This window comes from Streptomyces sp. NPDC001663, assembly GCF_042893105.1.
GTDB lineage: Bacteria > Actinomycetota > Actinomycetes > Streptomycetales > Streptomycetaceae > Streptomyces.
The window spans coordinates 55907-70023 of record NZ_JBIAUR010000021.1 but is presented as its reverse complement, the minus strand read 5'-3'; the positions used below and the strand labels follow the sequence as shown (position 1 = coordinate 70023).

Below are 14117 nucleotides of genomic sequence, written 5' to 3'. Positions count from 1 at the left end.
GTGAAACGCCGATGGGCCGACGTACTCGCCCGGTGGACACCAGGACTTGTCGCGGTCGGCTGCTGCCTGTGGGGACTGCCGGTGCCCGAAGCAGCCGCCCGAGATGATCAGCCGGAGCGAACGCAGGAACAGGACGGCCGGCCGCCGTCCGGGCATCCGGAGTGCCTCGCCGCCCACATCCCGCCGACGGATGTGGAGCGGGAGATCTGGTCCGCCCTGAACCTGATCTGAGAACCGCCGCGAATGTGCCGCTCGCGGCCCGGGTAACGGGCGCGTGGCGGCGACGCGAAACCGTCGTTGCAATGCGGACCGGTCAACCGCCGCTTGTTGACCGGGATTTGGGGCGTGGATAGCGTTCCTGGCATGCGGATCTCCCTGCGGTTCACCCGGCGACGCGCCATTGACCTGTTGCGCGTCGCCGCTGCGCTGTGTAGCTGACCCGAACCGCACCGCCGCTGCCGTCCCCACGCCCGTCCGCCCTCGGCGGCGGCGTTGAGCGCGTGCAGGTCGGCGCGTGCGCCCCGGCAACAGCAGTCACCCGCACGTCCGCCAAGGAGTATCCGTGAACCCGCTCAGAACCCGCCGCTCCGCCCTGAAGACGCTGGGCTCCGCCGCCCTGCTTGCCGCCTCCGTCACCGTCCCGTCCGCCACAGCCGCCGTTGCGGAAGAACGGAAGTCGCGCCCATCCGTGGGCCTCGACTGGTACGACGCAACGGCCGCGACCATCGCCGCGGCCGGCGCCGCCACCCAGATCACCAACAGCCGGACCTGGGCCATCAGTTGGCTCGCGGCGGCCCGAGCCACCCGCGAGGTGCCGAGCGGCCTCGATCGGAGCGACTTCCAGGACGCGGCCCTGGCATCCTCCGTACACGACTCCCTGGTGGCGCTGGTCCCGTCCCGGACCCAGGAACTGGACGCCACGCTGCGCACGACGCTGGACCGCATCCCGGACGGCCCGGCCAAGTCGAAGGGCGTGGCGGCCGGTGCCCGCCAGGCACGGCTGCTCCTCGCCTCCCGCGAGGGCGACGGCCTCGACCCGGCCTCGGTGAACGCGCCGTTCACCGTGCCGCCGGCCGCGCCCGGTGTGTGGCAGCCGACCCTGCCCGCCTACGCCCCGGCCGCGCAGTACGGCAACCGGATCGCCAGGCCCTTCCTGCTGGACGCCCCCGACCAGTACCGGCTGCCCGCACCGCCGACCCTGGACTCCGCCCGCTACCGTGCCGACCTGGCCGAGGTCCGTGCCTTCGGGGCCGCGAACAGCACCGTACGCACGCAGCGGCAGACCGAGACCGCCACCTTCTGGTTCGGTTCCTCCCTGACGCTGTACACCGAGCCCCTGCGGGTTGCCCTGGCCCGGTCGCCACGCTCCGTCCGCGCACAGGCCGCGCTGGTGGCTCTGTTCCACGTCGCCCTGGTGGACACGCAGATCGCCACGTCCGACACCAAGTACGCCTACCTGCGCTGGCGCCCGGTCACCGCCATCCGCACCGGCACGATCGACGCCGACCCCAACTGGACACCGCTGCACGTCACGCCGGCCCACCCCGACTACCCCAGCGGGCACAACACCTACGCCGGGGCGGCGGAAGCGATCCTCACGGCGCTCACCGGACAGCGCACCGCGCCGTTCGAGCTGACCAGCCCCACCGCTCCCGGTGTGACCCGCACCTACACGGCCTGGAGCCAGCTCTCCCAGGACAACCTGGACGCCCGCGTCTACTCCGGCATACACACCCGCTCGGCCGACGAAGCGGGCCTCGTCCTCGGCAAGCGGGTCGCGGCGCATGCGCTGCGCAGCGCGGAACGGCTGTTCGGGGTGTTGTGAGCGCCGCCTGAGCGGCGACCCGGCGGCCGCGTCTCGTCGCGAACGTTCCCTACTCGAACGCGGCCGCCGCCTCCCGCAGTGCCTGAGCCACCGCCTGGGGCGAGTCCGGGCCCGCGCGCCCGGGTGGTAGGAGACCGAGCGGAGCGCGCCGGTGTAGCGGAAGACACCGTGGCGTTCGTAAAGCGGCCAGGAGACGCGGGACTTGCGGTCGAGCAGCCGACCGCCCGCTGCAGGTGAGGCGGCGGATCGAATCTGCCTTGTACTCGGAAGATGCTCTAGGAATCGGCGGGCCACTGAGTGGATCCATTGGCAGCCCGGCATCGCCAGTTCCTGTCCCGCCTGCATAGACCGGCTCGCCCCTGCCGTGCGTACGGCGGCGCTGGGTATCGCCCGGTGGGCCAACTGAGCCGAGTGAACTGTCCGTTTCGGCGGCAGTGGGCCCCCGGCCGGGCACCTGGTGGCTCAACTACATGTGCTTGGCCAGGAAGGGCAGCACTACCTCGGCCATCTCGTCGGGTACCTCCTCGGCGAGGTCGTGTCCGGCGTTGAACAGGTGGCCGGTCACGTCGTGGGCGAACAGCCGCATCTGGGATTCGTTGCGGTCGCCGATGAAGGCCGAGCCGCCGAGGGCCAGCACCGGAATGTCCAGCTGTTTCTGGGATGCTTGCCGGTTCTGCTCGGCGTCGATGAGCATCGCCCGGTAGATCGACAGCATCGCGCGGATGCCACCGGGCATGGAGTAGCAGCGCACGTATTCTTCGATTGCGTCGGCGGTGGCGGTGTCCGGGTGGCTGCGCTCGTACTTGATCATGTAGGTGATCAGCTCGCGTTCGTGTCCGGCGATGAGCATCTCAGGCACGTCCGGCTGGAAGTAGAAGCCCAGGTGCCACAGGTGCATGCCGCTCGAGACGTTCTCGGGCGTGAGTGCGGTGCGCTCCTCGAAGCCGAACCCGGGGAACAGCGCTTCGGCGAAGACCAGGGCGTGCACGTGAGCGCGGTGCCGGGCGGCGAGCTGGTAGCCGATAACGGCGCCCCAGTCCTCTCCGACCACGCTGTAGGTGTCGTGTCCAAGGTGGGTCATCAGTGCGGCGATGTCGTCGCTCATCGTCGCGGAGTCGTAGCCGTCCGAGGGGCGGGCGGAGTCACCGAGACCACGGAGGTCGGGCGCGACGACGGTGTGGTGCGGCGTCAGCTTCGGGACCAGGTGCCGCCAGTGGTAGCTGGTCTTCGGGACACCGTGCAGGAGCACCACTGCCGGGCCGGACCCGGCCGTCCGGTAGTGCAGACTCGTTCCGTTGACGGCGGCACGGCCCGTGCGAACCGGCTTCTGGTGATGGTCGAACATCAATCTTTCGCCTTTCTGGGGCGTCTCACATCGCTCGGCTGCAACGGCAGCCCGCCGGCGCGACGAGGGGTGGTCGCACCGGTGAGCCGGTGATCATTTGGTCGTCGCAGGGCTGTCCTGCCGGTGTACGCCCTCGTGGTCCGACACGTTGATGACCAGGCGACCCGGTCCCTTGCTACGTGCGGTGGTCAGGCTGGTGCGGTGTCCCGCAGAGCGAAGCACGACGTTCTCCGGGTACAGCCGGCCGAGCAGTGCCAGCACGACGATAGGGTCCTGGCCGACGGCGTCCCAGGCGACCTCACCTCCTTGCGTCCACACCAGTGCGGGTGCGCGCAGTGCGGACCACACAGCGGCGGTTCGGGCGTCTTCGGCGGTCTCGGCGTCCGCGGTGTGGTCCTGGCGGTGGGCGAAACGGTGACCGCGCAGGGCCTGGCCGAGGTCGACGCGGGCGGTGGTGTCGTCGTGGGACACCTCGATGTGAGCGGTGCGTATCCCGTCGACGGCCCGGTCGGCGACGATGCGGCCGATGAGCGGCCCCTGTGTTGTGCCGGCGGGCGGCAGGTCCTCGACGAGAGTGCGGGGTGCTGCGTAGTAGTCGCTCTCCTCGGCGACGTAGGTGGCGGTTTCATCGACGGCGTGGTCGGGGCGCCAGGTCAGCAGGTGCCGGGGTGCGGTGAAGGGCGGTGAGTCGATGACGGCGGGCAGGACGGTGCCGCCGTCCGCGTCGAAGCCGTAGCCGTCGGGGCCGGAGGTGCCGGTGACGACATGGCGGGCGAAGCCGACGATGCTGGTGTGCCGGATCTGACGGACCAGGAGTTCGGTGAGAAAGCGGTCGCGGGCCGCCTCGGTGTGCCGCAGCCCGCTGGGGGTGACCAGGAGTGGGACGCCCCGCCAGTTGGTGAAGGGCAGGAGGGCGTCGCGCAGGAGGACCGTCTGGTGCAGCCACTCGTTGTAGAGCTGCATGGTGACGGGACCGCCGCGTCGGCCAAGGAGCAGGTCGGCCGCGGCAGGGGTGAGCAGGTGGCCGTAGCAGTGGCTGCGGACGACGAGCGGGCCGGCGGGGAACGCGATCCGCTCGGTCAGCAGCCGGTCCAGGGCCGCGGTCGCCCAGGAGGCGATGGCTTCGCCGATGGCCTCGGCCTGCGAGCCCAGTTCGCGGGCCGCCGTGGCGCTGTCGGGGCCGACGGCCAGCGGCAGGGACGTCTCCCGTGTGCCGAGGCCGAGCGTCGCGCGGATCTGGGCCCGAAGCACCTCACCGTCCGCGCTCGTGAGGGCGTTGTCATCGATGATGCCTTGGAGCAGCGGGAGCGTGCCGTCGAAGAACTCCCGGGCGGTCATGGTGCTCGCCTCGGGGAAGGTGTTCCATCGGCTGCCGCCGAGGGCTGATGCGGTTTCGGTGTACGAGGGGGGCATGGGTCCTCCGATGTCCTGGCACGAGGCCGTGGTCGGCACCGCCGGAGTCGGCGTTGCCGACCACGGCTTATCTGGATCGCCCGATACAGATTCCGGGCGTGAAAAAGTCAGTCGAGCGTGGTCAGCGCGACCTCCACGAGCGGTTCGAGGGCGCGGGCGTCCGGGGTGATCTTCGAGGAGACGAGGAGCCCGTTGAGGAACGTGACGAGGAAGGCGGCGAGGGTGTGCGCATCGTGCCGCATCGAGATCTCGCCGCGCTCCGCGGCCGCGCGCAGCAGGTCCGCGAGCGCGTCCTGATTGGCGCCCAGCACATCCCGCACGGTCCGCCGGGTCGGCTGGTCCTCCGGCAGGCGCTCGGTGGCGGCGTTGACCAACAGGCAGCCCCGGCCGCCGTGTGCGACGGCGATCCGGATCCGCTCGACCAGCAGCGCACGGATCGCCGAGCGGGCGTCCGCCCCCTCTTCGAGGCTGCGCTGGGCGGCCGCCGCGAAGGTGGCACGGTAGTGCTCCAGCGCGGCCCGGTACAGGCCGTCCTTGTCGCCGAATGCGGCATACAGGGATCCCTGTCCGATCCCGAGATGTCGGGTGAGGTCACGCACCGAGGTCGCCTCGTATCCGCGCGTCCAGAACAGTTCCATCGCGCGGCTCACCACCGCCTCGGTGTCGAACTCCCGGGTCCTTGCCATGCCCCCACCGTAACGTATCTGGATCGATCGCTCAAGAATGACCGCCCGCTCGGCGGCCGCGGCCGACGGGAGGCACGCCGGCCAAGAGAAGGGGAGACACCGCTCCAGCCTGGTCCGCCGCAGGCCCCTCGGTGAGTAGCCACGCCGGGACCTGGCCGGTCGCGCGACGCGGGACGAAGAGACCTCGACGCGGGCCCAAAGGTACCTACTGTAGGTGCCGGTGGGACGCAGTAGTTGGGGTGGTTGCCAGGCGAAGCGCGCGGTCCGAGCGTCAGAGCAGGCTGATCTGCTCGCCGGACTGGACAGCCAGTTAGCGGTTGCCGATCAATGCCTCGTTGAAGGTGCTCTGGATCAGCGGGGACGACAGCGGCGCCAGCACTGGTCGCCGCCGACGGATATCTCGCCCGGGAAGGCCATCTCACGTCCCCCGCTGGCACCTCGGGCATGACTGGATCGGCTGCTTCCCCCTGGGAGCCTGGGTGCACATCGTCCGACACCCCCTTCGCCAGCTCACCGGTGTCGAGCGCGCGGCCCTGGACGGGCTGAACATGACCTGGAAATAGGGTGCTTCCGCACCTTGCTCTGGCCTGCCCGTCGGCGGGTCCCGCGACTTGGAGTATGCCGATGAACTCCGCCCTGGGGAGCGCGCCTGGCCTGGGTCAAGGACGGTGAGCACGGGGATCGATGCCAGCGCCGGCACCAGGGTCGGGCGGGGCGAACGGCGGATTCTCATGGCCCTGGACGAAGTCGATCGGCGCGATCGTCAGGCGCGCCGGCTCCGAGCCCCCGGCCCAGCCGCCGACCGGGGCGTCGCCGTCGAAGTAGGCGATCGTCGGGTCTAGACCGCCGTGCCGAGGTGGCGGTGAGGCGAGGTCGAGCGTGGGCTGGCCGCTGCCTTCGTTGGGGTTTGAGGGATGCTTCGCTGCGTTGAGCATCGTCTCGACCTGCGCGGGCGTGCGGAGCGCGGTCGTGGCGGACGCGTCGGGGTTGGGGTACTTGTCACCCTCCTCGACGATCGACTTCTTCTTGTCCGCCTCCTCCTTCTCCTTCTTCTGCTTCTCGTACTCCGCCTGGGCTTTCTCGGCCGCCTCGCGCGCGGCCTTGTCCCTCTCGGCCTGCTCTCGCTTTTGCTTTTCGGCCTCCTCCTGAGCGTTCTTCTCTGCCTGCGTCGGGCCGCCGGTGCCGGACGGGTTCGTGCCGGCCGCGGGTGCATTCTTGGTGTTGTCAGCCGGGTTGAGACCGCCGATCACCCCGCCGATCAAGGCGCCGATCGTCGTCTCCAGACCTCCCGCCGGGCCTACCTGAATGGGCGTGTTGAGGAAGTTCTGGACGTCCCGGACGTCGGACGAACCTCCCGACGGCGCGGTGCCGGGGCTGCGGCCGGAGAAGTCGAACGCCGGGCTGGCCGACTCCCGGGGCGGCGGGGTGAGCGGATCGCGGACCAGGGGCGCGTCGCCGGCGGCGTACCGGGACACACCGCGGCCAAAGCCACCCATGCCATGCAACGTCGGTGGTGACGTCCGGCCGCCAAGGCCCAGCATCGCGAGCGTGCCACCGAGCTGGGCCGCGAGCGTGTCCCGCACCCCGGCGTGGGATTTTCCCGTGAGTCGGGAGACGCCATTAAGGACGCCGGCGATCCGCGGGTCGAGCTGGCGGCCGCCGAGCCCGGCAAGCAAGCCGGTCTGCCAGTCCTGCACCACCCCCGGGGACCCGGACAGAACCGCATTCAGCAGTGCGGACGGTGTCGTGCCGCGGTCCGGAAGCGCGACTGGCACGCCCGCAATCTCCGTGAGGAAGGGCGCGCCCGTGACCTCATAGCCATACTTCTCGGCGAACGCGTTCCGGCCGCCGAGCTCAACGAGCCCGCTGACCAGGCCGCGGCCGTCGTGCACGTAGAGATGGTCAGCGCGAACCGGCTGCCACGTCCGCAGCAGCGCCGGCAGGCTGCCGACGGAGTGGAGGTAAGTGCGGGCGAGGACACCGTTTTCGTACTCCTCGATGAGCACGTCGCCCGCCCAGACATAAGCGTGCTCAGTGGTGACGCCGACGGCTTCGGTGACAGTGCGGCTGACGAGTCGGCCGAGTGCGTCGTAGCGGTAGGCGACGGCGAGCCGGAGCCGGCCAGCGGGGTCGAAGCACTCCAGCCGGATCAGCCGGTGCTCGGCGTCGTAGGTGTAGGCGCAGGTGCCGCGAGGACCGGTACGGCGGACGACGTCGCCTGTGGCGTCTGTCTCCAGGTCCTCGTCGCCGAACCGCCGGTAGCGGTTTCGGTCGTCCACGTCCCCGGTCCGGTCGGTCGTTACAGCGCCGGTGCCGTCACGGTCGATCCGGCGGGCCCACAGACCTTCCGGCAGCAGCTCGTAGGAGGTCTCGGAGCCGAATGCGGAATTCGGGTCGGCAGGATCCTTGATGCCGTAGCGGGCTAGCCGGGCGCGGTCACCCGCGTCGTGCCAGTAGTGCTCCGCCGCTTCTTCGGTGGGAGTGACGCGCACCGCTTCGACCGGCAGGCCGGTCGCGTTGTAGCGATATCGGAAGCCCTCCACCAGGGCGCCGTCGACAGTCCGGCGGTACTCGATCGACGACAGCCGCTGGTCCGCGTCGTACGAACACGTCGCTACGAGCTCGCCGCCCAGATCCAACTGCGCGACCTGACCGCCGAACCGATACCCGACTCGGGCGATCCGCTCGCCCGCCGCCGTGTCGACCGCGACGACGCGGCCCCTGCGATCGTAGCGGCGGCGTACGAGCTCGCCACCCGGATAGGCCAGCGCGACGGTGCGGCCGGCGGCGTCGTAGAAGGCACGCACCAGCCGCCCGGCCCGCTCCTCGGTCAGCGGCCGGGAGAGCGAGTCGTAGGTCCAGCGAATCATTCCGGTGCCGGATGTGGCCGCGGTCAGCCGTCCGAAGCCGTCGTAGTCGAAGTGCTCGACCTCGACGGCGGTGCCCGGACCGGTGCTCCGCCGCTCCACGAGCCGCCCGGCGGCGTCGAACTGGTTGACGGTCTCGGTGCCGTTCTCGTCCACGGCCCAGACGGTGTTGCCGACACCGTCGTACGTGGCCCGTGCCACCGCGCCGTCGGCGCGCGTCACCGACACCTGCCTGTCGAGCGCGTCGTAGCCGTAAGCGGTGCGATGGCCGGAGCCGTCGACGGCAGTCCTGAGCCGGAAGTTTCGGTCGTACTCGAACTGCCGCACGATCCGCGCGGGTTCCCCGCGGCTGCTGTCCGGGACGGTCAGCACCTGGCCTGTGCGCCGGCCGAGGTCATCGCGCAACTGCCGGATCCGCAACCCCGTGTGGTGCACGTGGTCGACCAGCACACCGTACTCGTCGTAGCCGAAGGTCTCCGCGGGCATGTCACCGACCCGCCGCCGCGTGAGCCGGCCCATCGCGTCGTACTCGGCCCGGACTGACAAGACGAATCGGCCGTCGTTGTCCGGGCCACGGTAGGTGAGGTCAGTGGGGTTGCCATTGGCATCGTGCTCGATTGCGCATTCGTCGCCGTCCGAGGTGCGGACTCCGACAAGCCGGCCGGCGCCGTCCCAAGCGAGCCGCACGACGCCGCCGTCCTCGCTCCAGACCGCGGCGGGCCTGCCATCCACGCCGTACTCCACGAGGCTGGAAACGATGCCCTCCGCGCCGTCCCAGCCGCTGCAGCCGAGCGGGCGGCCCTTGGGGTCTCGCCAGGCGCGGTCGATCCGGAACGGCCGACCCCACTCGTCGCGATGGTGGGCCGTCTCCGCGACTGGCTCCGGGCCACCGTTCTTCGTGCTCGTGACGGTGAGCAGCACGGTGTCGCCGACCGCGTCGAGCCGCCGGATCCAAGTGGTGCCAGCCGCGTCGACGGCGCCGGTGCAGCGGCCGAAGCCGTCGTAGGTCCAAGTGGTGGTCTCGCCGCAGGCGTCGGTGCGGCTGCGCAGCGACCCGTCAGGGGTCCATGTGAACCGCTCAGTGGCGGCGTGCGACGTGCCAGCGCCGCGGACGCACGCGACCACGAGATCGCGCTCGTCGTGTACGTACTGGGTGACGCCGCCCTCCGGCTGCACGTGCCGCGTTACCCGGCCGTCGGCATCCCGCACGACCCGCTCCGTGGAGCGGGTGTCGTCGGACTCGATTGTGCGCGCGACGAGCCGGTCCACCTCGTCGTACTCCCGTCGCTCCCTGACCGTCGCGGTCTGCGGTGTGACGGTGCCGTTGGCCTTGTCGTGCACCAGGCGGGTGAACGGCCGGACGGAGGCGACGAGGTTGCCTGCCGCGTCGTGGTGCTGTCGCAGGCTGTGGCCGGCGAGGCGTCCGCGCACCTCCTCGACCTGTCCGGACGGACTCCACTCCAGCTCGGCGGCGTCGCCGGCGGAATCAACGACGCGCGCCTGCCGCCCGGCCGCATCGTAGGTGTAGGCAGTGGTGACCGCCGCGCCCGCGGCGTCGACGGTGACGCGGGCGAGGTATCCACCACGGCTGGCGGGGTCGTCGACGGGCGCGCCGCCAGCCGCACCGCACGGGTCGTCCGCCGTGTGGTAGGCGTACGTCGTCACCGTGCCGTCGATGTGCGTCGTGCGCAGCGGCTGGCCCGCAGCGTTGACGGCGAACGACTCGGTGGGCGTCGTCGTCACCGGCGCGGGTGGCACGCCGCCGTCGGCGACAGGCTGCACCGTGAGAGCCGGGTATGCGGTCGCCGTCCGATTGCCACGCCGGTCGTATGTGTGCCGGGTGGTCCGCCCACGCGGGTCGGTGATCGCGGCGATGCGCTGGAATCGCCGCTCCACCTCGACGTTTGTGACCAGCGAGTCCTGGTCAGCGGGCACTCCGGGCTGCGGCGTCCGGACGACCCGCACGAGGTTGCCGCGGTTACGCGGATCGGGATCGTTTTCGGTGAAGGTCCATGTGGTTGAGCCGCCAGCCGGATCGGTGCGCGCGACCACTTCGGAGTGTCGATTGAAGGCAAACGTTGTGACAAGCGGGACAGCCGCGCCCGCGCTGGGCGGCAGGTCCTCGGCCGAAAACGCGTCCCGCCGCACTTCGACAGTGCGACTGACGAGGCGGCCGTGCCCGTCGTGGAGGAGCACGACAACGCCGCCGGTCGCGCTGACGCAGGTGGTGCGGATGCCGGAGCCTGTGTCCGCGTAGGTCAAGACGGCGGTGCCTGCGCCGTACCGCTGCTCGACCACCCGGCCATCGCCGTTGTAGCGGTTTTCCAGGTAGGTCCGGCCGAGGGCGTCGGTGATCGTGACCAGCCGGAGTGCGGCGTCGTAGCCGTAGTGCACGGCGCTGCCGCCCGGCACGTCCGTCGTGGCTGGCCGGACGACCTCGACGAGAAGGGCATCGCTGTCGTAGGCGTAAGCCCACCGCCGCCCGGTGTGGTCGGCCACCTCAGTGACAAGCCCGTCGGTCAGCGTCACCTGGACCGGTCGTCCCAAAGTGTCCGTGACGAGGATGGTGTCGGGCGCACGCTCGAACCGCAGCTCGTTGCCGTTGCTATCCGCGAGCGTGCGCAGCCGGCCGCCGTCGGCGACCGGGCTGAACTGCACATCCCGGCCGTAGCGTTCCCGCAGCTCCGGACCGCCTCGGCCGTGCCGCAGCTCGGCGTAACAGCCCGGCGGCGAGGCCCAGCCGCGGCCCGGGCCTAAGGCGAACATCTGCGTGCGCCCGGTCGCATCGTGGTGCAGGAGGTCGTCGCCGGCGGCCTGGATCCGCCGGTCGAGACTGCTCGTCCAGCCGCGGCCGAACAGGCCGATGACATTGGCGAGGGATGACCGGTACGAGCGGTCGACGGCGAAGTCAATGCCGCGACCGGGCAGCCGCAGGTCGGTATACGTCGGTGCGAACTCGCCGCTGTGCGAGTACACGGCGGCTGCCGCCAGGCTGGCGTTGCGGATCGGGGGTTCTGGAACGGTGGCCATGACGGTTCCTCACGGGACGTTCGGATTGGGGCCGGTTGACTCGCTCGGCACGCGGACTGCGACTCCTTCCGCGGATCACAGCGTGGGTCGGCTTTACACCCGTTGCTCCATGCCGGCGTGCCAACGGTCTATGGAGAGAGCGAGTTTGGTGACGTTGGTCTTGCTGGGCTGGTCGATGTTCCAGGTGCCGTCGCAGCAGACGCGACCAGACGCTTGGCCATGACGGCTTTCCTTCCCCCGGGGCTGCCTGCACACGTTGAGGCTTCCGCCTGGAAAGGGGATAGGGGCCCCGGCGGGTGGCCCTCTGGCTGGCTCAAGGGCTTCTGACTGCGCCCAGGTGTGCGCGGCCTGACCGGGGCTGGGCGGCGTGTCAACTGGGCGACGGGTGCAGGGAGGTGAGAGGGCTGCCCCCGGCCGGTGCGGTGCAGCAGGGCCGCCCTGACAGCCTTCTGTACGTTTGAGTCGGCCGTCAGATCGCGGAGGAACTTGGTGGTGTCACCGACGCTGCTGCTCCACTTGCTGCCGACCTCGTCGGCCAGTGCTTTGCCGATGTTGTCGAGCCACTGCACCAGCTGGTCCCAGGTGATGTCCTCGATGCCGGGATGCTCGGCATCGTGCAGCACGGTGACGGTCTGCATGAGCCGTCCTTGGTGGATGGAGAGGTCTACCGCGGACTCCATCGCAACCACCCCCGGGTGCAGGCCGTCGGCGACTGCGCCGGGTGGCGGCCGGGTGGGGGAGAACCGTTCGTGGCACCCTGCACAGATATTCGAAGTACGGCCACTTTCAAGGCTGTTGGGCCGCTTATGGGTAGTCATAGCGCGGACGAGGCGCGGCGTGTAGAGGACGCCCGCCGTCCGCATGTACATGCATGCGGCATGCGTTGCTCTCGCGCAGCGTCACGTACTCTAGGCAGCTTATATATAGGCTATGTAGAGTACGAGTATGGGTAGTCCGCGTATGACCCTGCAGACCCAACTGGTGCTGCGGGCTTTGCTGGAGAATCCCGCCAAACAGCGTTACGGCCTCGAGCTGTGCGAGCTGGCGGGACTGCCGTCGGGCACGATCTATCCGATCCTCGCCCGCCTGGAACAGATCGGCTGGCTGGACAGCAGCTGGGAGGACCCCGCCGTGCATGAGGAAGCTGGCCGTCCGCGCCGCCGCTTCTACCGCATCACCGAGGACGGCGCCGAACAGGCCCGCGACGCACTCGCACACGCCTACCGCGCCCGCAAGAAGCCCCTCCCGGGATGGGTGTCCGCCCGCCCGATCGCTGACGGGGGAGTGTCATGAAGGCCCGGTGGCGGTTAGCGCCCGGCCCGGGCAAGCGCCACGGCAACACCCCGTCCCTGGACGGCGTCGTGGCCGTCGTGCGGGCGTACCACCCCGAGGCTGACGTCTCGCTCATCGAGCACGCCCACGACGAGGCAGCCCGCTGGCACGAGGGGCAGACCCGCCGCAGCGGAGCCCCGTACGTCACCCACTGCCTCGCCGTCGCCGCCATCGTCGCGGACGTCGGCATGCCGCCGGCCGTGGTGTGCGCAGCCCTGCTGCACGACATCGCCGATACGCCCTGTCCGCCCAGCCGCGTGGTCGAGCACTTCGGCCAGGACATCGCTCAGTTGGTGTCGGACGTACACACCGCCACGGTCGGTGCGATCCCGCCGAGCGGTCTCACCGTCGAGGCCGCGAGGCCGTCTGTCCCGCCGACGCGGGAGCAGGCCGTGCTGGCCATCTGTCTCGCCGACCGGCTCCACAACATGCGCACCATCACGTTCCTGGCCCCGGCCACGCAGCACCGCAAAGCCCGGGAAACCCTCGACGTCCTCGCACCCCTGGCCCGGGCAGCAGGTCTGACCGACGTGAGCCGTGAGCTGCACGACCTCTCCGCGGCCGTCCTCCAGCCCACATCCTCCGCGTTCGCCGTCACCACACGCCTGCTGGCCCTGCTCACCCTGCTGCTCCCCACCCCGCAACGAGCACGGTGGCGGGAGGAATGGCACGCCGAATTGGCCACCCTTCCCACGCGCCGCACCCGCACCCGTTTCACCCTGCGAGTCCTGCTCGGCACACCCCGGCTGTCCCTGACACTGCGCCGCCCGGCCAGCCAGGAGCGGCGATGGTGAGCGTGGCGGCCCGCATCGGCGGCGTGCTGGGGGCGGCGGCCGCTTTCGTGCTGGCCATGGCGCGCGGAGGCCCGTCCGTCTGGGCGGTCGCGGGGCTCACAGCCAGCGCTTTTGCCCTGGTAGTGGTCGTCCTGTTCATTCCCAGCGAGACACCGGCCCGCCGCCTGGGCCAACTGATCCAGGCCTGGCGAAACCCAGTCGGAGGCGCCGCGGGGCCCGAGCCGGGCAGGTCCTCCACAGCCCCGTCCTCGCCCGCCCGGAACAGCAGTTGACAGGCCTCGAGCATGCCCGCTGGCCACCTCGCGACGCGGGCACACTCCATGAGGCCACAGGGCCTCCCGAATGAGCCCCTCTCTGAACCTCGAGGGGCTCCAGTGCGCCGTGCCGAGATCGACGCGGTCAGTGGCGCAGATGCGATTCGATTGCCTGGTCCACCTCGGGCCTGGGACAGGATCTGTGGCCGCGTTTGGGTCACGTCCCGCTCGCACCACGGCCGACAGATCAATGCTCTGGACACCAAGGTCAGTCCCAGACCGAGCCAGGCCGTGATCCGAACGGGACACTGTCATTCTCACAGTCCCAGACCAGCACGATGGGGCCGCCGAGCTGCTGGTGCGCGGCATCCAGCAGGCGGGCGTAGTCGCCCTCGGTAAAGCACTTGCGACGGCCCTTGGCGGGACCACGGTCAAGGCGGATGCGGTAGATCAGCCGTGGCTGGTGGCCTGCGTTGGTGCGGATCAGCGCCGCCATCGAGACGCGTTTGGTGCCCTGGGCGGTGACCCGCACGATTGGGGTGTGGCCCCGGCGGCCCCAGGTGCGGCGCTT

12 protein-coding genes are annotated in these 14117 nt (G+C 70.4%); 6 read left to right on the top strand and 6 right to left on the bottom strand.

Going from position 1 to position 14117, the window contains the following annotated elements; genetic code table 11:
• The 3 genes from ACFY1L_RS46505 to ACFY1L_RS46495 all read left to right on the top strand — a co-directional run bounded on the left by ACFY1L_RS46505 (position 1) and on the right by ACFY1L_RS46495 (position 1825).
• Positions 1-231: a DUF6059 family protein gene (locus ACFY1L_RS46505; RefSeq protein ID WP_388839714.1), complete on the top strand. Its 231-nt coding sequence runs from the start codon at positions 1-3 to the stop codon at positions 229-231.
• A 132-nt stretch (positions 232-363) separates the two neighbouring features.
• Positions 364-438: a putative leader peptide gene (locus tag ACFY1L_RS46500; protein ID WP_388840025.1), complete on the top strand. Its 75-nt coding sequence runs from the start codon at positions 364-366 to the stop codon at positions 436-438.
• A gap of 124 nt (positions 439-562) precedes the next feature.
• Complete coding sequence (locus tag ACFY1L_RS46495; protein ID WP_388839711.1) at positions 563-1825, top strand: vanadium-dependent haloperoxidase; 1263 nt, start codon at positions 563-565, stop codon at positions 1823-1825.
• Between the two features lie 466 nt (positions 1826-2291).
• On the opposite strand, the gene ACFY1L_RS46490 is transcribed toward ACFY1L_RS46495, so the two are convergent.
• From ACFY1L_RS46490 to ACFY1L_RS46470, 5 genes are all read right to left on the bottom strand, one after another.
• Positions 2292-3173: an alpha/beta fold hydrolase gene (locus ACFY1L_RS46490; protein ID WP_388839708.1), complete on the bottom strand. Its 882-nt coding sequence runs from the start codon at positions 3171-3173 to the stop codon at positions 2292-2294.
• Between the two features lie 90 nt (positions 3174-3263).
• Positions 3264-4583, bottom strand: a complete 1320-nt coding sequence (locus ACFY1L_RS46485) for a hypothetical protein (RefSeq protein ID WP_388839705.1) — start codon at positions 4581-4583, stop codon at positions 3264-3266.
• Between the two features lie 107 nt (positions 4584-4690).
• The gene (locus tag ACFY1L_RS46480) at positions 4691-5269 is read right to left on the bottom strand and encodes a TetR/AcrR family transcriptional regulator (protein WP_388839702.1); all 579 of its coding nucleotides are present in this window, start codon (positions 5267-5269) and stop codon (positions 4691-4693) included.
• A 659-nt stretch (positions 5270-5928) separates the two neighbouring features.
• The gene (locus tag ACFY1L_RS46475; protein WP_388839699.1) at positions 5929-11112 is read right to left on the bottom strand and encodes a DUF6531 domain-containing protein; all 5184 of its coding nucleotides are present in this window, start codon (positions 11110-11112) and stop codon (positions 5929-5931) included.
• Between the two features lie 182 nt (positions 11113-11294).
• A complete protein-coding gene (locus ACFY1L_RS46470) occupies positions 11295-11804 on the bottom strand; it encodes a hypothetical protein (RefSeq protein WP_388839696.1) in 510 nt (169 codons plus the stop codon).
• Between the two features lie 307 nt (positions 11805-12111).
• Between ACFY1L_RS46470 and ACFY1L_RS46465 the strand changes: the two genes are divergently transcribed.
• From ACFY1L_RS46465 to ACFY1L_RS46455, 3 genes are read left to right on the top strand one after another with little or no spacing between them, the layout of a single operon-like run.
• A complete protein-coding gene (locus ACFY1L_RS46465) occupies positions 12112-12459 on the top strand; it encodes a PadR family transcriptional regulator (RefSeq protein ID WP_388839693.1) in 348 nt (115 codons plus the stop codon).
• A complete protein-coding gene (locus tag ACFY1L_RS46460; protein ID WP_388839690.1) occupies positions 12456-13292 on the top strand; it encodes an HD domain-containing protein in 837 nt (278 codons plus the stop codon). Before ACFY1L_RS46465 ends, ACFY1L_RS46460 begins: the two co-directional genes overlap by 4 nt.
• The gene (locus tag ACFY1L_RS46455) at positions 13286-13564 is read left to right on the top strand and encodes a hypothetical protein (protein WP_388839687.1); all 279 of its coding nucleotides are present in this window, start codon (positions 13286-13288) and stop codon (positions 13562-13564) included. The genes ACFY1L_RS46460 and ACFY1L_RS46455 overlap by 7 nt, the downstream gene beginning before the upstream one ends.
• A gap of 250 nt (positions 13565-13814) precedes the next feature.
• Here ACFY1L_RS46455 and ACFY1L_RS46450 read toward each other — a convergent pair whose 3' ends face one another.
• On the bottom strand, positions 13815-14078 hold the full coding sequence (locus tag ACFY1L_RS46450; RefSeq protein WP_388839684.1) for a transposase: 264 nt from the start codon (positions 14076-14078) through the stop codon (positions 13815-13817).
• Positions 14079-14117: the final 39 nt, after the last annotated feature.